The following is a 19865-nucleotide window of genomic DNA, read 5'->3' as shown; positions in this document are numbered from 1 at the left end:
CGATGTCCGATCACAGCAGCGCCTCCGAGGTCGTCATTGTCGGCGGCGGCATCTACGGGACGAGCCTGGCCTACCAGCTGGCGAAAGCGGGCCGCAGCATCACCCTGCTCGAAGCAGGGGAAATCGCCGGCGGCGCCTCGGGTGGGCCGGGCGAGCGCGGCGTGCGCGCCAGCGGCCGCGACCTACGTGAGCTGCCGGTCTGCGCACTGGCCCAGCAGCTTTGGGCCGAGTACCAGGCGAAGATCGAGGGTGGCGTCGGCTATCGCCGCGTCGGCGGCCTGAAAATCTACGACGTTTCCTACGGGCATCGCGAACATGAGGTGCGCGGGCGCATGGAAGCGACCGCCGCGGTCCAGGCGAGTCTCGGTACGCCCTCGGAAGTGCTTTCACGCGACGAGGCGCTTGCGCGCGAGCCGGAGCTCGCACCGGGCATTCTCGGCGCCATCTGGTGCCCGCACGACGGCGTCGGCGATCACAGCTTCGCCACGCGCCAGTTCGCCAAGGAGGCCGCCAGGGCCGGCGCCGTCATCCGCACCGGTGCCAAGGTCGCCGAGATCGTCCAGGCGCGCGGGGCGGTGACCGAGGTCAAGCTCGCCAGCGGCGAGACGGTCCCGGTCGGTTCGCGCCTCGTCGTCGTCGCCAATGCCGGCGCGAATGCGCTGCTCAAACCCGTGCTGAAGCCGCATGAGCTCGGCCCGGTCTGGAACCTGATGCCGCAGATGCATTTCGTGACGAACCCGCTGAACAAGCGGGTCAATCACCTGCTCTCCCACGCGCATCGCCAGCTCGCGGTGAAGCAGCTGCCGGACGGCACGATCATGCTGTCGGGCGGCGCCCATGTCGGCCATACGCCGGAGGGGCTGTGGCAGGGCTCGCTCAGCTCGATGACCCAGAACGTCACCAACGGGGTCCTGACCCTGCCCTTCATCGACAGCTCCACCCTCCTCAGCGTCGACGCCTCGCGGGTCGAGGCGGTAGCGGCTGACCAGATCCCGCTAATCGGCCAGGCCGAGGCGCTGCCGAACCTGATCTATGGCTACGGCTGGTCGGGCCACGGCTTCGCCATCTCGCTCGGCTTCACCAAGCTGTTCAGCGACTGGATCGCGACCGGCGAGAAGCCCGAGGCGCTGGAGCCGTTCTCGCCGCTGCGCTTCCACAAGCCGGCGGAGATGCTCAAGGCCGTGAGCGTCGGCCGCGCCGCGGCCTGAGCCTCCTCCCATCACCCCACGCGAACCGGCGGATGCGGCAACCCCGCATCCGCCGCAGGACAGGATTTGGATAGATGCTGACCAATTTCGACCCGGCGCGCCCCGGCAAGACCATCTACGATCTCGGCCCAATCACCGGCCCGCTGGATGGCATCAAGGGCGACATCCTCTGCTGCATCAACCATAGCGAGGGTCCCTCGGTGCTGCTGCTCGGCGGCATCCATGGCGACGAATACGAAGCGCAGATCGTGCTGCGCCGCCTGGCCGGACGGCTGACGCCGGGGGACGTCACCGGGCGCGTTGTCATCGTCCCCTCGCTCAATTTCCCGGCCGCGCAGCAGGGCCGGCGCCTCTCCGCCTTCGACGGTCAAAACATGAACCGCTGCTTCCCCGGCAAGGAGGACGGCACGACGACCGAGCGGCTCTGCGCCTTCGTGACGAAGCGGCTCTTCCCGGCGGTCGACCTGCTGATCGACGTTCATGCCGGCGGCAGCGACGTTTCGGTGGTGCCGATGGTCTTCGGCTTCGCCACGGCGCATAGCGTGGTCGACAACGCCCGCCTCAACCGGCTGATGGAGGCCTGGGGATACCGCTTCGTCCAACATGTCGACGGCATCGACGAGACGGCCTGCGGCGCAGCCAAGCTCGCCGACCTCGCCTCGATCGAGGTCGAGGGCGGCGGTGGCCGGATGAAATCCGACGAACTCGCGATCATGGAGGAAGGCCTGCTACGGGCGCTGGCCGATTTCGGCGTTATCAAGCAACAGCTGACTCCCATCCCTTTCGCCGGCGTGCATTTCTCGGCCGGGCCAGAGGGACAGTACCTCGCGCCTCACCCCGCGCTAGTGGAACACACCGTGGCGCTGGGCGGTAAGGTCAACAAGGGACAACTTGTTGCGCTTCTGCATCCGACCGAGGGCCAATTAGCCGCTCCGCTGGAGATTACCGCACCGATGGCAGGATATGTCCTCCGCCAAACCGAACACGCCTTTGTCTCGAAAGGGCAACTCGTGGGCAACATCGGAACGCCACTCGAAGACTGAGTCCGAGCGAATACGCCCTGTGGCCAATCACAAATGACGGCACTCGACCGGCCCAGCGGGCTCGCGTTGATTTCGAAGGACGCGGCCCGCTCGAATTTCTGCGAACCACTGATTCCGACGAGGCGGTTTCCGCAGGTGGCCAAGTCAACCAATGTACCTCGAGCCGGGGCTCCTGTCGGGCGTTGTCGACGGATTGGACATCGAGGAGGCGAAGGAGCGCGTGTACCTAGCCGCCTTCGAAGCCTGTGGACAGGAACCGCCACGTCCCAGACTCGTTGCCAGCGAGAATGAGGGAAGACGATGGCAGCGCACGCAGGTTCGAAGACCGTTATCTACGCGGCGCTCGCCGGCAATCTCCTGATCGCCGTTACCAAGTTCATCGCTGCAGCCTGGACCGGAAGCTCTGCGATGCTGTCCGAGGGCGTCCACTCCCTTGTTGATACCGGCAACGGCCTTCTCCTCCTCTACGGTCTGAAGCGCGCCGCACGACCGGCCGATCTGACCCACCCCTTCGGCCATGGACGCGAGCTATATTTCTGGAGCTTCATCGTCGCGCTGCTGGTGTTTGCCGTGGGTGCCGGTGTCTCGTTCTACGAAGGCGTCGCTCACATCACAGAGCCACACCCTGCGACAAACTTGACTGTCAGTTATGTCGTCTTGGGGCTATCAGTCCTTTTCGAAGGCTATTCCTGGCGAGTGGCGCTGAGAGAGTTCCGCGCCGCGAAAGGTCAACTCGGCTACTTCGCAGCCGTCCGGCAGAGCAAGGACCCGAGCGTCTTCACCGTCCTATTTGAAGACACAGCGGCCTTGCTCGGCTTGCTTGTCGCTTTCCTCGGCATCACTGCCGCAGCCTATTTCGAGCGTCCTGAGTTCGATGGCGTCGCATCGATCCTGATTGGCGTCATTCTGGCGGCGACAGCGATCTTCCTTGCGCGAGAGAGCAAAGCTTTGCTGATGGGCGAGGCAGCTCTGCCGCACGTCCAGACGGAGATCATGGCAGCGGTAAGCGGCGACCCTGACGTCGAGCGCGTCAACGGCATGACCACGGTTCATCTCGGCCCCGATCAGATCGTCGTGGCCCTGAGCCTCGAGTTCAAGGACGATCGCTCAACTGCCGATATAGAGGATTGCGTCGAGCGGATCGAAGCGAAGCTGAGAGAGCGGCGCTCGGATATCGCATCGGTATTCGTCAAGCCTCAGACTTCGGCAACATGGCGCGAGCGGCGTGCCGAACTGGCTGACTAAAGCGCATGGCACCGTAACATGGTACGGCGCCCACGGGATTTGCAGTTGTCGAACGGGTGCCATCTTGCCCGCTTCACCACCGGAGAGGGAGGAGTTCCAAGGCCCCCCCTGAAAGGCCGGCGGCATGATCCTACGGCCGTTGGCTGTTTCACCCGGCCGCCGAGCAGGGCTCACTCCGGGCCGGTGTAGCAGGACACCACGAAAGGCGCGCCGACGCCGCTCGGCTTGCGGTCCCCCTCCCCTCACGAAGCAAGGTCGATCGTCGGCCACCACGTCCTATTTGTCTTGGACAACTGCCTCATCCGCAGGATAAACGCGGAGAGCGCGAGCAGATGCTGATGGTGACGATCAGCGGCCATTCCCCAAGGCCCATGCTTTAGGCAGTCCAAAGGAGACGGTCGCGGCGAGGCTATAGGTCAACGGTGAAGTCGCCGTACCGCGCGTTCGTATGATACGCGAAGCCTGCAGCACGAAGCTGGCGGTTGAGCACAAAGCGCAAAGGTTCCAGCGACAGCGATTGCGCTCACCTGACGAAACTAGCGAGACAAGCGTCTGACATTCGCCCGTACCTTGCGCCGATAGCCTCGAACGATGCCGACCGGACCATTTCCGCTCGCAGCCTTCACACCGGCGGTCCGAGCCGCCAAAATCTTCTCCTTCACCATCAAATCGGCCTCCCGCTTTGCGCCCGGCCCGCCCATCGCGATCTTCATGGTCCTGAGCCAGATGGCCTGCTGCGCTTCGAACGCAAGCATCGACATTTCCCAGAACAGCTTAAGCATCTGGCGCCTCGCGCCCTGCGGGTTTCCGTTGGGTCCGCGCTCGGCGGCCGCGCGATGCGGCGTGCGCGGCCGAGGATTCTGCGCGACGTTTCGGCGAAACGTCATTGGCCGCCTCGAGCTTCAGGCGGTAAAGACCGTAGCCGAACGCGCCGGCGAGGATGACTGGCGTCGGGAGCCGGGTCGCGAGTAAGGTCAAAGGAACGGCGAAGCGTTCGGTTATCGCGCCCTTTTCGACATTCCTTGCGATCCAGGCGCCCGCAAGGCTCGAAAATGCAGCCCTGATCATGTCTTCTCCTCGGCTGCGCCAGGCTTGATCGGCACTTGCTCTGCCAAAGGGTCGCTGGCGGGAAAGGTATCCTTGAGCGCCTTCTCGAGCTTTTGATCGGCCGTCAGATCTCGCTCGTCTTTCCTTTGAGATTTCTGCTCCTCACGCAGACTTTCGACCGCCGGGCTTTGTTCATTCGCCATTGGTGGCGGCTCCATAATCTGCCTCGTCTACGGAGGTTGAACGCTCGCAGACGCGCTCGCGTTCCTCACGAGCGAGACTGGACGCGAGTGCGAGCCTTGCGGGAACCAAACCTGCGCTTATCTGGTTGTCCGCGCGGCGTCGCCAGATGCCTGCTGCTCTCCGGCTGGATGCGTTGCCGCGGATGTACCGGCCGCAACCGCCAGGAGAGCGAAGCGAATTCCCCGGCGATGACCGGAACCGCCTAGTCCTGACAGCCGTCAGAGGCCCGTCGCTCCCTGAGCGACGGGCTTATCATTTCGCGCGCCTGGAACGCGTGAATGGCTCGCCGGTGGAGGCCGGCGATTGTGGGTTCATCGTGCCGAGACGCGGAAGGCGATTTTGAGGTCGGGAACGAGGTTCCTGCCGCCGCGTTCAGGTAGCTTCTCCGGAGAAGGCGCAATGACCAAAATGACCGTGACCGCCCTCCACCTTGAGCCGCGCCACTTCGTGCCAAACAATGCCAGGCTACCGGCGCTCATCTATGAAGGGGCGTTCGATGCTAACGCTGCTGATCTCGCGACCCTGATGGAGAAGCGATTCCGGGAGAATGGCTGGCCGCCGCAATGGCGTGATGGCATCTACGACTTCGATCATTATCACAGCCAAGGCCATGAAGTTCTTGGCATCGCAGCAGGGTCGGCGACGATCATTCTCGGCGGGACAGGCGGCCGCGAGATCGAGGTGAGGACCGGCGACGTGCTGGTCCTTCCCGCAGGAACCGGTCACCGCCGGATCTCGCAGTCCGAGGACTTTCTCGTCGTCGGCGCCTATCCGCCCGGCCAGGCCGGGGACATTGTTCGTGAGGACGCGACGCCGGCCATGCTGCAGAAGATCGCCCTGTTGAGCTTCCCCCCGCGCGATCCGGTGGTCGGCGACGATGGACCTCTCCTCAGGCTTTGGGTCGACGTCACCGTTGCGTGACGCCTGCTCCCTCATCGGTCTCGATCACACCCAGCTACGATGTTGGAGTGGGCAGGCAAGGGGCCGAAGCTCGATCGACAAGCGTCGCGACTGGAGGCCTCGTGAAGATCGCAACCTATAACGTCAATGGCATCAACGGCCGGCTCTCGGTCCTCATGCGGTGGCTCGAGCAGGATACCCCGGATGTCGTGTGTCTACAGGAGCTCAAAACCTCCGACCATCTGTTTCCGCAACGGGCACTCCGCGACGCCGGCTACGAGGCCGTCTGGCATGGCCAGAAGAGCTGGAACGGCGTGGCGATCCTGGCGAAGGCCACGCTTCCCATCCTGACGCGGCGCGGACTGCCCGGCGATCCCGATGACAGCCACAGCCGCTATATCGAGGCAGCGGTGGATGGCATACTCATCGGCTGCCTTTATCTTCCAAACGGCAATCCCGCGCCCGGCCCGAAGTTTGACTACAAGCTTCGCTGGTTCAAGCGGCTGCAGAACTACGCGGCGGAACTGCTGGCTTTCGACATTCCCGTGGCACTGATCGGCGATTTCAATGTCATGCCGACGGATCTCGACGTCTATGCCCCGGAACGCTGGCGCGACCACGCGTTATTTCGTCCCGAGGTCAGACGAGCCTATGCCGAATTGGCCGCACAAGGATGGACCGATGCCATCCGCGAGCTGCATCCGGACGAGCGAATCTACACGTTCTGGAAATACTGGCGAAACGCCTTCGAGCGGGACGCCGGCCTGCGCATCGACCATTTCCTTCTCAGTCCGACGCTCGCACCGCGGCTCAGAGCGGCCAATGTCCGGCGCACACCGCGAAGTTGGGACCATACCAGCGACCACGCGCCGGTCATGATCGACATCGATCCGCCATCTAGCGCGGCCTAGGCAGGCGTGTCGGTCGCCGTCTGCCGTTGGCGGGAGCGTGCCGCTCGCCGTGCCTCGCGCAATTCTTCCAAGGTCGCAAGCCACCAGCCGCGCGCATGTTCGCCGTCGTCGGGATCTCTTTTGGCCAGCCAAGTCCCGACCAGCTATCCAGCGAGGCTCGCGACAGTATCGCCATACATGGTCGCCGCAGAACCAGATCGTTCGTAGAGCTATGACGCCTAGAACAATCGAAACTGGCCCGCCGCCGGTTTGGCTGACGCTCAGATTTTTCATCCAAGCGTTTTGCAGGGCCGGTTGTTCATCGCGCGGGCGACGAAAAGCCCCCTCCCCGGTTGAGTGCGGGCTGAGATCGGTCTCTTTCGAGAAGGCTGACATAGAACGCCGCGGATCGGGCGACCCGAAGCTCGAGAGGGTCGAGCGTGATGCTGAATCTCCTACCCGCGCTTCTGATTGTAGACGTCGAGGCAGACGGCTCCGAGCAACACCAGGCCCTTGATGACCTGCTGATAGTCGATGCCGATGCCCAGGATCGACATGCCGTTGTTCATCACGCCCATAATCAGCGCGCCGATCACGGCGCCCGAGACGCGGCCCACGCCGCCATAGGCCGAGGCGCCACCGATGAAGCAGGCGGCGATGACGTCGAGCTCGAAGCCGACACCGGCCTTGGGCGTCGCCGTGTTGAGGCGCGCGGCGAAGATCAGTCCCGCCAGCGCCGCCAGGACGCCCATGTTGACGAACGCGAGGAAGGTCAGCCGCTCGGTCCTGACGCCTGAGAGCTTGGCAGCGCGCGCATTGCCGCCAACGGCATAGATCTGGCGGCCGATCGTCGTGCGTGTCGTGACAAAGGCATAGAGGGCGATCAGCACCCCCATCACCACGAGAACATTGGGCAGGCCACGATAGGAGGCGAGCAGATAGGTGGCGTAGAGGATGATTCCCGCGAAGATTGCGGTCTTGGCGATGAAGAAGCTCCAGGGCTCGACGGGAATGTCGTGGTCCTGCTGGCGTCTGCGGCTCTTCAGGTTGAGGGCGACGAGCAGCACAGCCAGCGCCGCCCCCAGCAGCATCGAGGTTGGCTGCAGGCCCTGAATCTTGCCGAACAGATCGGCGATGAAGCCCGAGGATAGCTTCTGAAATTGGGCGGGGAACGGCCCCACCGACTGGCCCTGCAGGATCGCAAGCGCCAGCCCCTTGAAGACCAGCATGCCGGCCAGCGTGACGATGAAGGACGGTATCTTGAAGTAGGCGACCCAATAGCCCTGCGCGGCCCCGATCAACCCGCCCAGCGCCAGGCAGATCAGCGTCGCCAGCACGAAATGTACGCCGTAATGCACCATCAGAACGGCGGCGACGGCGCCGACCGCACCGGCGACCGATCCGACCGAAAGATCGATATGGCCGGTGACGATGACCAGCAGCATGCCCAGCGCCATGACGACGATGAAGCTGTTCTGCAGGATCAGGTTGGTCAGGTTGAGCGGCAGCAGCAATTTGCCGCCCGTCACGACCTGGAAGAACAGCATGATCGCGACCAGCGACATCAGCATGCCGTATTCGCGCAGGTTTCCGCCCTTGGGCCTGGTGGCTTCGGGCCGGGCCGTAGCGGGTTTGACGATGCCGTCGCTCTGGACGTCGGTGCTCACGCTCTTGCCTCCCGGTTGCGCATGATGGCGCGCATGATCTTTTCCTGTGTCGCCTCGGCGGCTGGAAACTCTGCGACGAAGGCGCCCTCATTCATCACACAGATGCGGTCGCAGATGCCCAGAAGCTCCGGCATCTCCGACGAAATGACCACGACGCCGCGCCCGGCATCGGCGAGCTCGTTGATGATGCAGTAGATTTCATATTTGGCGCCGACGTCGATGCCGCGCGTCGGCTCGTCAAGGAAGAGCACCTTGGGGTCGGTGAAGAGCCATTTCGACAAGACAATCTTCTGCTGGTTGCCGCCCGAGAGCTGGCCGGCCTCCTGATAGACGCTGGCGCAGCGGATCCGCATGCGGCTGCGATAGGCATTGGCGACCTTCAGCTCGGCCATGTCATCGACCACGCCGGAATGCGCGACCTCTCGCAGGTTGGTCAGTGTGATGTTCTTGCGGATGTCTTCCGCGAGGATGAGGCCGAGCTCCTTGCGATCTTCCGTCACATAGGCGAGACCGGCCGCGATCGCTCCGGGCACGTCGGAGAGCTCGATTGGCCGGCCCTCGAGCCGCGCCGTGCCGGAGGCCTTGCGGCCATAGGAGCCGCCGAAGACGCTCATCGCAAATTCGGTACGGCCGGCCCCCATCAACCCGGCGATCCCGACGATCTCGCCGCGGCGGACATGGAAGTCCACGTTCCGCACGACTTTGCGATGGGTGTCGATCGGATGGAACACAGACCAGTCCTCGATCTCCAGCACCGTCTCCCCGATTTTTGGCTCGCGCTGCGGGAAGCGATGCGCCAGGTCGCGATCGACCATCGCGCGGATGATGCGGTCCTCTTCGACCTGGCCGGCATGGCAGTCGAGCGTATCCACGCAGCGGCCGTCGCGCAGCACCGTAATCCGGTCGGCGACGCGGGAAACCTCGTTGAGCTTGTGGGAGATCAGCACGGAGGCGATGCCTTGAGCTTTGAATTCGAGCAGCAGATCGAGCAGCGCCTCGCTGTCGCGCTCATTGAGGCTCGCCGTCGGCTCATCGAGGATCAGCACGCGCAGATTCTTCGCCAGTGCCTTGGCGATCTCGACGAGCTGCTGCTTGCCGACGCCGAGGTCGGCGATGCGGGTATCGGGCGCCTCGTCGAGCCCGACCCTGGCGAGCAGCGCCTGCGTTCCGCGATAGACGGCGCTGTGGTCGATCATGCCCATCCGGGTCGGGGGATCGGCGAGATAGATGTTCTCGGCGATCGTCATCAGCGGGATCAGCGCCAATTCCTGATGGATGATGATGATGCCGAGCGCTTCCGAGTCGTTGATGTCGCGGAAGTGCCGCTCCTCGCCCCCGAACAGGATCGAGCCATCATATGAGCCGTGCGGATAGACGCCGCTCAGCACCTTCATCAGGGTCGACTTGCCCGCGCCGTTCTCGCCGACGAGGGCATGGATCTCCCCGGGCTCGACGGTGAAGGACACATCGTTCAGCGCCTTCACGCCGGTAAAGGATTTGGAGATGCCGCGCATTTCCAGCACAGGGCTCATGGTGGTTCTCCCGCCTTCGGGCCGGTGGATGAGGCCCGGCACGAGGCCGGGCCCCCGGGGCGTCACTTGATCTGGGAGGCCTTGTAGTAGCCCGAGCCGATCAGGACCGCTTCCCAGTTCGACTTGTCGACCACCACGGGCTTCAGCAGGTAGGACGGCACGACCTTGACGCCGTTGTTGTAGGTCTTGGTGTCATTGACCTTGACCTCCTTGCCCGACAGCATCGCGTCGACCATGTCGGCGGTGACGCGGGCGAGGTCGCGGGTGTCCTTGAAGATCGTCGCATATTGCTCGCCGGCGATGATCGACTTCACCGAAGGCACCTCGGCATCCTGGCCCGAGACGATCGGCATCTTCTGCCCGCCTGACCCATAGCCGACACCCTTCACCGAGGACAGGATGCCGATCGAGATGCCGTCATAAGGCGACAGCACGGCGTCGAGCTTCTTGTCCGCGTAGTAGGCGCTCAAGAGATTATCCATGCGGGCCTGGGCGGTGGCACCGTCCCAACGCAGAGTCGAGACCTTGTCCATGCCCATCTGGCCGCTGGCGACGACGAGCTTCTTCTCATCGATGAGCGGCTTCAGCACCGACATGGCGCCATCATAAAAGAAAAAGGCGTTATTGTCGTCGGGCGAGCCGCCGAAGAGCTCGATGTTGAACGGGCCCTTGGCTTCCGGCAGACCGAGCCCCTTCAGCAGGGATTGGGCTTGCAACACGCCGACCTGGAAATTGTCGAAGGTCGCATAGTAGTCGACGTTCGGCGTGTTCCTGATCAGCCGGTCATAGGCCACGACCTTGATGCCCTGGGCCTTGGCCTGGGCCAGCACGTCGGACAACGTCGAGCCGTCGATCGCCGCGATCACCAGGACCTTGGCGCCCTTCGTGATCATGTTCTCGATCTGCGAGAGCTGGTTTGGGACATCGTCCTCGGCATATTGAAGATCGGTATCGTAACCGCGCTCCTTGAGCACCTTCACAATGTTGTCGCCGTCGGCGATCCAGCGCGCGGAGGATTTCGTCGGCATCGCGATACCGACCGTCGGCTTGCTCTGCGCGACCGCGGAGGGCGATTGGCCCATGGCGAAGGCCGCGAGCGTCAGGGCGGAGAGAAGTGTCGTCAGGCGTTTCATGCTGAACTCCCAGGTTGTGAAAGGGTCGGCCGCATTCGCGGACCGGTTTCTTGGCGGCGGGTCGGCCGCTGATCGGTCGGGGGGTCTGGCCGCGTCTGGAGCGGTCAGGAACCTCCCCAGCGCAAACACGGTTCAGCACGTCCGATGGCCCCCACTTCGGCTCGGAAGGTCCGCCCGTGGTCGGGGTCGGCAGCGCGGGCATCCGCAGTCATGGCCTCATAGGCCGAGGTGACCAGCAGGTGGTCGAAGCGCCGCCCGACGAAAACCGGGCAGCTCGGCTGGCGCGCCGGCATCGCGATGCTGCGCAACCGGTCCCCGCTGGGCGAATAGACGTCGACGCAGCCGCCGCCCCAGATCGCGCACCAGATGAGGCCCTGCTCATCGGTGACGGCACCGTCAAGGCCGCCGGCAGCCTCGCGCTTGTGCAGGATTGCAGGCGGCCCGACCGGGAGGCCGGTCGCCGGGTCGATCGAGACACGATAGAGCGCGTTTTCGCTTGTATCGGCGAAATAGCCGGTGGCGCCGTCCGGAGAGAAGCAGATGGCGTTGGGAATGGCCAGGCCGCTGAAGAGCAGCGAGACCTCCCCGTCACGGAAAGCGTGGATCGCACCGGCGCCGGCTTCCGCAGCGCGGCCCATCGTGCTGACCCAGAAGGTGCCGCTTTGATGGACGCGTGCATCATTGGATCGGATCGGACCGTCCTTGCCGGCGAGCTTTGCGACGCGGGTCAGCTTTCCGCTTGCGATCTCGCGCAGATAGAGCCCGTCCTCGGCCGCCAGCATCTGGCGGTTGGCATCGATCTGCGCCAGCGCGCTGGCCATGACCGGCAGATCGTGGATCGTGATGCGGCCTGTTTCCAGACGCGCCTCGAACAGTCGGCGCTCGAGGATGTCGAACCACCAAGCGGTGTCGCTGCTGGCATCGTAGCTCGGGCCTTCGCCGAGATGGCAGCGCTCCATGCAGAGCACCGATATCGGAACCGTCTCGGGCGCGGCAATTTGCGAAAACGGTGTGTGAAGCATGGTCATGTGCGCATGCCTCCGTCGCGGGCGGTGGAGAAACGATAGATCGAGACGTGGCGATAGGTCTCACCGGGATCGAGCCGCACGGAGGGAAAATCGCGGCGGTTGGGCGCATCCGGCCAGCCCTGCGGCTCCAGGCAGAACGCGTCGGACTGGCGATGCAGGCGCCCGTATTTCCCCGCGGCCGCGCCATCGAGGAAATTGCCCGAGTAGAACTGCAGCCCCGGCTGGTTCGTGAGCAGTTCCATGACCCGCCCCGAAGACGCTGCCTCGACACGGGCGGCGAGGCGCGGCTGCGCCGAGATGCCAAGGCAGAAATTGTGGTCGTAGCCGCGCCCGGCGCGCAACTGGGCATCGTCCTCGCGGATGCGCGCGCCGATCGCCACGCCCGACCTGAAGTCGAAGGGCGTTCCCGCGACCGGACGTGGTGGGCCCGGAAGCGGAATTGCCTCGGCATTCGTCGGAAGGAAGTCGTCGGCGGCCAGCGTCAGGACATGGTCGAGGATGGTCCCGCCCATAGCGACGCCGTCGAGATTGAAGAAGCTGTGATTGGTCAGGCTGACCACGGTCGGACGGTCGGTCACGGCTTCGTAGCTGATCGTCAGCTCACGAGGGCCCGACAAGCGAAAGCTGACGAGGGCGTCGAGCGAACCGGGAAAGCCGTTCTCGCCATCGGGGCTCGCGTGGCGAAGCGTGACGGCGGGGGCCTCACCGGCTTCGATGGTCTCGACCGACCACAGCGCCCGATCGAACCCGCCAGGGCCACCATGGAGCGTGTTCGCACCATCATTGGCCGGCAGCGCGATGCGTTCGCCGTTCAACGTGAAGGCGGCACCGGCGATGCGGTTGGCGAAGCGCCCGATCGTGGCACCGTAGAAATCCCGCTGCGTCTCGTAACCGGCGGCATCGTCATGGCCGAGCACGATATCGGCGAGCGCACCCTTCGCGTCGGGCACGAAGAGCGCTTGCAGTACCGCGCCATAGGTGATGATCCGGGCCTCAAAGCCGCCGGCCCCGCGCAGGGCGACGCGCTCGACTGCGCGCCCGTCGGCAAGCGTGCCGAAGCCTTCGCGGGTTATAGTGGGTCTCGCTTTCACCATGAGAACGGTGCCGCATTGGCGCGGCGCCCCAGCATGAAGGCGTCTGCGACATGGCCGAGCGGGGCAAGATCGACGTCGCAGGCGCCGCGCCCGATCAGATCGACGAAATGCCGGTAGATGCCGGCATATTCCGCTTCTCGCTCGTCGACCAGCACCGCGCCGTCGAGCGTCAGCCGCGCACCGCCCGCGGAGAGCAACAGTCGGCCGCCCTCGCTGTCGATTGCGATGTCCCAGCTCTGCAGGCCGGTCTGGAGGAAGTCGAAGACGGCATGGATGGGCAGGCCGTTCGCGTCCGTGAGATCCAGTTCGGCGGCGATGGGAGCGGCTCGGTTCTCGGGGAAGGCCAGCGTGGCTCCCGTTAGGAACAGCGGGCGCGGAAGGATGCGCGTCAGGATCGACAAGGCGTTGATGCCGGGGTCGAAGACGCCAAGCCCACCAGGCTCGAAGATCCAGTCCTGGCCCGGATGCCAGACCCGGACATCCTCCTTCCAGGTGATCTCCACGGCACGCGGCTCATGGACGGCCAGAAAATCGCGGGCAGGTTCTACGGCCGGCGCAAAGCGCGAATGCCAGGTGGCGAACAGGGTCAGCCCGGCCTCGCGCGCAGCGGCGACCAGCGGCGCGATCTCGCTCACCGTCGCGCCCGGGGGCTTTTCCAGCAGCACGTGCTTGCCGGCCGCGAGCGCCTGCGCCGCCTGGGCACGGCGGCCCTGCGGTGGCGTGCACAGCGCCACCGCCTCGATCTCGGGAGCCTCGGCCAGGAGCGCCTCCAACGTCTCGAAATGGGCAACGCCATCGAGCGCGGCATTCCGGCTGGCTATGGCGGCGAGCGCGATGCCCGGCGTCCGTGCGATCGCCGGCAGATGCTGATCGCGGGCGATCTTGCCCAGACCGACGATGGCGAGGCGGATTGGGTTCACGCTCAACGCCCCCAACGCAGCACGATCGGATCAAGCCGCCTGGCGATCTCGATCAGCCCGGCGCGGGTGGCGGGATGCATCGCCGGCAGCGGCGCGCGTAGCGTCTCATGGGCGATGACGCCGCCCTCCCTCATCAGCGCCTTGCAGGCGGCGAGCCCGCATTGGCGGTTCTCGTAGTTGATCAGTGGCAGCCAGCGCTGATAGGCGTCGATCGCCTCGTCCCGGCGGCCCGCAAAATAGGGGTCGGTGATCTGGCGGATGCCGTCGGGATAGGCTCCGCCCGTCATAGCGCCCGTCGCGCCGGCGTCGAGATCGGCCATCAGCGTGATTGCCTCCTCGCCATCCCAGGGCCCTTCGATCGTGGCGCCGCCGGCCTCGATCAGCGCGCGCAGCTTGGCGGCAGCCTGTGGCACCTCGATTTTGAAATAGGCGAGGTTTTCGATCTCCCGGGCCATGCGGGCGAGGAACGGAACCGATAGCGGCGTGCCGGCCACCGGTGCATCCTGCACCATGATCGGGATCGAGATCGCATCCGAGACATGGCGGTAGAAATCGTAGATGGAGGCTTCGGGGACCCTGAAGGTCGCGCCGTGATAGGGCGGCATGACCATAACCATCGCCGCGCCCAGATCCTGCGCCCGGCGCGAGCGCTCGGCACAGACGAAGCTGGAAAAATGGGTGGTGGTGACGATCACCGGAACGCGGCCCGCGACGTGCACCAGAACGGCGACCATCACCCGCTCGCGCTCCTCATCGGTGAGCACGAACTGCTCGGAGAAGTTGGCGAGGATGCACAGCCCGTGCGAACCTGCGTCGATCATGAAGTCGACGGCACGCTTCTGACCTTCAAGATCGAGCCGCCCCTGCGCGTCGAACACGGTCGGAACGACCGGGAAGACGCCCTTATAGGACTGAGTGGCGGGAAGCTTCGGCATTTGTCACCTTCATGGGTTGTCGCACAGGCCGACAAAGCTGGGACGAGTTGTCTGCGGGTTCATTCGGCTGCACCGTGACGGCGCAGCCCATCGAAGATCACGCCAGTCATCGCCGCGGCCGCCGCGTCTGCATCGCGGGCGGCGATCGCCTCGACGATGCGTGCATGTGCCGTCACTGAAATCTCGTAGCCGCCCTCGTCGACCGGCGCGCTCAAAAGGAAGGACGCTCGCAAGGCAGCTTCGACGACCGCGCCGATGGAGCGCATGAACGGGTTCCCAGACGCATTGGCAACAAGCAGATGCAGGCTCAGATCCGCCTCGGCGAAGCCGGGGGCCTCCCGCGCCGACTCGATCCGCATCTTGTCAATGGCGGCGGCCATCAGCCCGAGGTCGGCCTCGGTGCGGCGCTCGGCTGCGAGCGCGGCGGCGCGCGGCTCCACTGCCAGTCGAATGTCGGCGAGGTCACGCAGGAAGCGCTTGTCGATCCCACCGTCGAGATGCCAGGCCAGCACGTCGGCGTCGAACATGTTCCAGGCCGCGCGTTCGCGCACCACGGTGCCGATCCTGGCCTTGGTGCTGAGTAGTCCCTTGGCGACCAGCGTTTTGACGCTCTCGCGCAGGACCGGGCGCGAAACACCGAAGCGCAGGATCAGTTCGGCATCGCCGGGGATCTTCGTCCCTTGGCGATAGCGTCCGGAAATGATGTCGATGCCGATGGTGCGCGCCACCTGCGCGTAGTTGGAATGCGCGCGCCTGGCAGGAATAACGAGGAGCGGGTTCATGGTGAGTTCACCCCGGTCGGGCGCGGGCGTCGGCGTCGCGCCAAGGGCGGCGTCGCCTGCTGGAACGCGATGACGGCGAACAGGAGGGCGCCGGTCGCTATCTTCGCCCACCAGCTCGCAAGCGAGCCGTCAACGGCGATGTAGGTCTGGATCAGGCCCCGGCTCGACACCCCGATGAAGGGGCCGAAGACGAAACCATAGACGCGATCAGAATGTCCTTGAGCTTCATCCGATCCTCCTGCGGTGAGCCACGCCGCTTGATGCAGCTTGTTATCCCTTCTTATGACACATGCGCGGAGGTGGAGGAATAATCATATTGTTTGACTATTGGATGAGGGTCGGGCCGGCCGGAGATCCAGCGGATCGGTCTTGCCAAGTTCATCATGGCGGCGGCGCTGGCGAGTGTGCGCGTACAGAGGGGTATCGATTATCGGGATGCTGCCATCGCGCAGTGATGGCGGCTATAAGGCGACCCCAGACACCAGCTTTACGCCACATTGCAAAGCGGTCGTAGCAGATGCGAAGCGTGACCAGCGAGAGATCTCTTCCGATCGACCCATGCTTCGCCTTCATTTTCCTTCCAGGCGCAACGCGTCGCCGTACGAAACCCACCGCGACGAAATCACGCCCGGAAGCTGGGGTGCCGCGGCGTGCAGCGGCATTCGTGCTGCGCCCGATGTATAGCTGGTATGACCCTTTCCTGGCGAGCAAGTGCGCCACTCTCGTTCAATTCGGCAGTTGGCAGAATGAGCGAGGCGGCCGACGGATATCAACTTCAGATCGCCAACCACCCGTCGGGGTGAAATGGCTAACCACGCGTGACAAGGGCCGCCCCGCGAGAAGCGACCCGCTTTTAAGGTCTGGTGCTAGTTGAGGACGATATGGAAAGCTTCGGCAAAGGTTAGGTCGACCATGTCACCCCGCCGGAATTTCTGCAACTCGGCCTTGACGACTGGGTCCCGCACGGCGAGCGAGCGCGGACCAAGTGGTCCGACATAGCTCACAACGTTGGTGCTTGCATCGAACCTCTCGAATTTTGCCGTCAGCGTGACCGCCCTCACGACATACTTGTCCGGTAGATTCTGGAAAGTCGGCTCCGTGGTCGCTTCAGTGTAGGCGATCCCCGGTCGCGAGCCGCGCCTGCTGTGGCGAACGCCGACAGCGACGCCCTCGACCCGGCTAATCTCGACCGTGTCGCCTGCGCGAAGTCTCTGGAGATCGCCGAAGACCGGCGGCACCTCCACGAGCCATTGGTTGCCATGCTGCTCGACAATCACCGAACGATTGGATCGATCTACCGACACCACCCGCACCGTCAGGTGCTCGACTTCGACCGGCCCGATCCCAGAGACGATAACCGTTCGGCTTGTGATCTCAGGATAGGTAGCACAGCCCGCCGCGCCCGCGGCAATTGCGATGGCGAGCATCACGCCAATATGTTTCGACATGGGAAACCTCCACTGAAACAGAAGCCGGATTGCAGCCGGCACTTCATACCGGATCGCAAGCCGCGGAAGGAAAAACTCTTCCGCCGCGATTTTCCGCCAACCGATTGAGGCTGACCATCTCGGCAAACCCCGAGAGGCACATCAGGAAAATCCGCTTCCTTCAGTCCGATAGTCCTGAGTTTGACCGCCATGGCTTGCAAGCCCGATCGCACAAGCTGCCGCCATCCTCCGCAAGTTGCCCATTTCACGCACCGAAGCTGTCTCCAGCAGCGCAGGCGGTCTTTCGCCCACGGCTGTAAGCCTGCCGCCGTTCGGCATTGAGTTCACCCTTGAGCTCCCGGCACTTGCAGAGGCTTCGGCACCAGCTTGATGCCGTTCTCCTGGAGGGTCAGACGCACCTTGGCGAGAATCGCCTTGCGGATCTGAAACTGCCGGCCAGCCTTTGTCTTGAACTTGCCGCGGATTACCAACGTGCCGTCCTCAAGCGCTGCAATTCCCTGGCTTTTGAACGGCTCGAGCAGATCGGGATTAAGCTCGGGATCGGCAGCAATCTCCTAGCCAACCTTCTTGAATAATTTCCGCACGGTTTCGACGTCGGTGTCGAGAGCGACGCGGAAAAGCATCTTCTCGATCACCCACTCGCGGCTGAAATTCTGGATCTTTCCGATCTGACCGTAAGGGATAGTCGCGACTGCACCGCGCGGGTGTCTCAAGGAGACCGATCGCAGTGAAATCTTCTCTACAGTACCCTTGGCGCCCGAGCTCTCGATGTATTCGCCTTGACGAAACGCATCATCGACCAGGAAGAACAAACCGGCCACAACATCCTTGACCAAAGTCTGAGATCCGAGGCCGATCGCGAGACCGAAGATCGACAGGCCAGTGATCAGGGGCCAGACATTGATACCCAGCATCACCAAGACGGTCAGCGCGCCGAGCGTCAAAAGCATGGCCTTGGCAAAACCGATGAGCAAGGGGCCGATTGTGCTGAGCCGTGTCCCGACCAAGGCCGCTTCGGCCTCCGGATCTCCGACAGATGGGTGCCGAAAGCGCCCGGCCAGAATTGCTACCCAGTTCCAGCAGAAGGCGATCACCAGCACGAGGAGGAAGAGCTCGATAGCCTTAGCAGCGACTGCGCGACGCGGAATTTCGACAACATCCAGAAGAGGTAGTCCTCCTTCCATGAGGCGATGGCGCTGCGGGCCTCGACGAGCGTCGAGAACAGCGCGTCGTTGAGGCACTCGTCCCGGAGGCGCCCGTTGAAGCTCTCGACGAAGGCATTCTGCGTCGGCTTGCCGGGGGCGATGTAATGCCACGCGACCCCGGTCTCCTGGCACCAGCGCAGGATCGCCATCGAGGTGAACTCGCTGCCGTTGTCGGACACGATCGTCCCCGGCCGGCCGCGCAGGCGAATGACGCCATCCAGTTCGCGAGCCACGCACAGGCCCGAGAGCGAGGTGTCGGCGACGAGCGCCAGGCACTCGCGCGTGTAGTCGCGACGACGGCGAGCACCCTGAAGCGGCGACCGTCCGAGATCGTGTCGGAGAGAAAATCGAGGCTCCAGCGCGCATTGGCCCGATCAGGCACGAGCATGGGCCTGCGCGTGCCCAATGCCCGTTTGCGGCCGCCACGCCGGCGCACCTGCAACTTCTCTTCGCGGTAGAGCCGCCGCAGCTTCTTCTGGTTCATCACGATGCCCTGGCGGTCCAGCATGATGTGGATCCTGCGATAGCCGAACCGCCGGCGCTCCGTCGCCGCGGCCTTCATCGCCTCGCGCAACAGGGCATCGTCCGGCCGGGTGCTCGTGTAGCGCACCGTCGAGCGATCGATCTTCAAGGCCAGGCACGCCCGACGCTGGCTCACCGCATGCACCGTGCAGGCATGAGCCACCGCCTTCCGCTTCGCATCGGGCGTCACCTTTTTTGCGGCGACATCCCTGAGGATCGCGTTGTCGAGCCTCTGCTCGGCCAGCAGTTTCTTGAGGCGGGCGTTCTCATCCTCGAGGGTCTTCAGCCGGCGCGCATCCGACACGTCCATCCCGCCATACTTCGCCTTGAACTTGTAGAAGGTCGCCGAGGAGATGCCGTGCTTGGCTAGCAGACGTCAGCCGTCGCAGCTCCAGCCTCCTGCTCCTTCAGGATCCCGATAATCTGCTCTTCCGTGAACCGTGAGGGGCGCATCGTCCGTCTCCATGAGTGACGGACTCTACTCAAATCTGGAGGAAGTTCAGGGGCTCAGGTCAAGAGGCATAGTGTTGCCGCGATTGTCGGTCGAGTTCCGCAATCTACCTCTGGACGCCCGGCCTGAGCCGGGCGTCAATTATGCTTCCAAGGCATTCCGATCGTAGCTTGCGGCCGAGTCGTCGCGTCCGTCGTCAGCCTGCTTCGCCGGCGCTGGACCGTCGGCGGTCCAATTCGTCAGCCCCCTCCCCGATTTAGATTGGGCGTGACGTTGCTTGTGAGCAGGCCGCGGCACACGGGAAGGTCCGTATCGAGCAGTCCTAACTTACCGAATTGGCCCGTTGCGGACGCTCGGAGTGTCTGCTTTTGGGCCGTTTAGATTGCCGCGAGACGGTCGGGAAGGAAACCCCGCCCCCCCTGCGGAAATATTCATTTCCGGCCCCGCGTCTTCAAGGATCGCTGAGCTTCCTCTTCTGGGGAGAAGATTATGCCAGTTCGGTAGTCCGGTGAGAGTTGATTTTCTGTAGGATAGGTCGCGAGTAGACTTGGTGCTCGACGGCAGGAGGTCCT

At 64.1% G+C, this 19865-nt stretch carries 19 protein-coding genes and 1 pseudogene; 5 read left to right on the top strand and 15 right to left on the bottom strand.

From position 1 onward, the window contains the following. Positions 1–2 precede the first annotated feature (2 nt). The 3 genes from BGO20_RS12970 (at position 3) to BGO20_RS12960 (ending at position 3496) form a co-directional block, all read left to right on the top strand. Complete coding sequence (locus BGO20_RS12970) at positions 3–1208, top strand: NAD(P)/FAD-dependent oxidoreductase (protein WP_291663540.1); 1206 nt, start codon at positions 3–5, stop codon at positions 1206–1208. 74 nt (positions 1209–1282) lie between these two features. Further along, positions 1283–2251: a M14 family metallopeptidase gene (locus BGO20_RS12965; RefSeq protein WP_291663541.1), complete on the top strand. Its 969-nt coding sequence runs from the start codon at positions 1283–1285 to the stop codon at positions 2249–2251. Between the two features lie 300 nt (positions 2252–2551). Beyond that, entirely contained in the window at positions 2552–3496 is a 945-nt protein-coding gene (locus BGO20_RS12960) for a cation diffusion facilitator family transporter (protein WP_291663542.1), read from the top strand. Positions 3497–4032: 536 nt separating this feature from the next. Here BGO20_RS12960 and BGO20_RS12955 read toward each other — a convergent pair. Genes BGO20_RS12955 through BGO20_RS12945 form a run of 3 tightly spaced genes read right to left on the bottom strand, consistent with a single transcriptional unit; the run spans position 4033 to position 4746 of the window. Continuing rightward, positions 4033–4278, bottom strand: coding sequence for a hypothetical protein (locus tag BGO20_RS12955; protein ID WP_291663543.1), 246 nt, complete (start codon positions 4276–4278; stop codon positions 4033–4035). Further along, complete coding sequence (locus BGO20_RS12950) at positions 4271–4564, bottom strand: hypothetical protein (protein WP_291663544.1); 294 nt, start codon at positions 4562–4564, stop codon at positions 4271–4273. The genes BGO20_RS12955 and BGO20_RS12950 overlap by 8 nt, the downstream gene beginning before the upstream one ends. Next, a complete protein-coding gene (locus BGO20_RS12945) occupies positions 4561–4746 on the bottom strand; it encodes a hypothetical protein (protein ID WP_291663545.1) in 186 nt (61 codons plus the stop codon). The genes BGO20_RS12950 and BGO20_RS12945 overlap by 4 nt, the downstream gene beginning before the upstream one ends. A gap of 439 nt (positions 4747–5185) precedes the next feature. Between BGO20_RS12945 and BGO20_RS12940 the strand changes: the two genes are divergently transcribed. Together BGO20_RS12940 and xth are read left to right on the top strand one after the other, a co-directional pair. After that, the gene (locus tag BGO20_RS12940) at positions 5186–5707 is read left to right on the top strand and encodes a cupin (RefSeq protein WP_291663546.1); all 522 of its coding nucleotides are present in this window, start codon (positions 5186–5188) and stop codon (positions 5705–5707) included. 101 nt (positions 5708–5808) lie between these two features. Continuing rightward, entirely contained in the window at positions 5809–6597 is a 789-nt protein-coding gene (gene xth, locus BGO20_RS12935) for an exodeoxyribonuclease III (protein WP_291663547.1), read from the top strand. A 434-nt stretch (positions 6598–7031) separates the two neighbouring features. Here xth and mmsB read toward each other — a convergent pair whose 3' ends face one another. The 12 genes and pseudogenes from mmsB to BGO20_RS12870 form a co-directional block, all read right to left on the bottom strand. Then, complete coding sequence (mmsB, locus tag BGO20_RS12930; RefSeq protein WP_465246034.1) at positions 7032–8147, bottom strand: multiple monosaccharide ABC transporter permease; 1116 nt, start codon at positions 8145–8147, stop codon at positions 7032–7034. A 92-nt stretch (positions 8148–8239) separates the two neighbouring features. Then, positions 8240–9775: a multiple monosaccharide ABC transporter ATP-binding protein gene (gene mmsA / locus BGO20_RS12925; RefSeq protein WP_291663548.1), complete on the bottom strand. Its 1536-nt coding sequence runs from the start codon at positions 9773–9775 to the stop codon at positions 8240–8242. A 62-nt stretch (positions 9776–9837) separates the two neighbouring features. After that, on the bottom strand, positions 9838–10908 hold the full coding sequence (gene chvE, locus BGO20_RS12920) for a multiple monosaccharide ABC transporter substrate-binding protein (RefSeq protein ID WP_291663549.1): 1071 nt from the start codon (positions 10906–10908) through the stop codon (positions 9838–9840). A gap of 104 nt (positions 10909–11012) precedes the next feature. Beyond that, complete coding sequence (locus BGO20_RS12915) at positions 11013–11936, bottom strand: SMP-30/gluconolactonase/LRE family protein (RefSeq protein WP_291663551.1); 924 nt, start codon at positions 11934–11936, stop codon at positions 11013–11015. After that, complete coding sequence (locus BGO20_RS12910; protein ID WP_291663553.1) at positions 11933–13030, bottom strand: aldose epimerase family protein; 1098 nt, start codon at positions 13028–13030, stop codon at positions 11933–11935. Before BGO20_RS12910 ends, BGO20_RS12915 begins: the two co-directional genes overlap by 4 nt. Next, entirely contained in the window at positions 13024–13950 is a 927-nt protein-coding gene (locus BGO20_RS12905) for a Gfo/Idh/MocA family protein (protein WP_291663554.1), read from the bottom strand. Before BGO20_RS12905 ends, BGO20_RS12910 begins: the two co-directional genes overlap by 7 nt. Before the next feature lie 2 nt (positions 13951–13952). Continuing rightward, positions 13953–14885, bottom strand: coding sequence for a dihydrodipicolinate synthase family protein (locus BGO20_RS12900; protein WP_291663556.1), 933 nt, complete (start codon positions 14883–14885; stop codon positions 13953–13955). Positions 14886–14944: 59 nt separating this feature from the next. After that, the gene (locus BGO20_RS12895) at positions 14945–15667 is read right to left on the bottom strand and encodes a FadR/GntR family transcriptional regulator (RefSeq protein WP_291663558.1); all 723 of its coding nucleotides are present in this window, start codon (positions 15665–15667) and stop codon (positions 14945–14947) included. Positions 15668–16533: 866 nt separating this feature from the next. Continuing rightward, the gene (locus tag BGO20_RS12885; protein ID WP_291663560.1) at positions 16534–17115 is read right to left on the bottom strand and encodes a hypothetical protein; all 582 of its coding nucleotides are present in this window, start codon (positions 17113–17115) and stop codon (positions 16534–16536) included. Between the two features lie 323 nt (positions 17116–17438). Beyond that, the gene (locus tag BGO20_RS12880) at positions 17439–17585 is read right to left on the bottom strand and encodes a hypothetical protein (protein WP_291663561.1); all 147 of its coding nucleotides are present in this window, start codon (positions 17583–17585) and stop codon (positions 17439–17441) included. Between the two features lie 84 nt (positions 17586–17669). After that, a complete protein-coding gene (locus BGO20_RS12875; RefSeq protein ID WP_291663562.1) occupies positions 17670–18215 on the bottom strand; it encodes a mechanosensitive ion channel family protein in 546 nt (181 codons plus the stop codon). Positions 18216–18283: 68 nt separating this feature from the next. Next, a pseudogene (locus BGO20_RS12870) lies at positions 18284–19295 on the bottom strand (IS3 family transposase); the annotation flags it as partial. Between the last annotated feature and the right edge of the window lie 570 nt (positions 19296–19865).

It is taken from the genome of Allobosea sp. 67-29 (genome assembly GCF_001898115.1).
Taxonomy (GTDB): Bacteria; Pseudomonadota; Alphaproteobacteria; order Rhizobiales; family Beijerinckiaceae; genus Allobosea.
The sequence above is the reverse complement of the archived record's forward strand: the minus strand, read 5'-3'. Positions and strand labels throughout refer to the sequence as shown.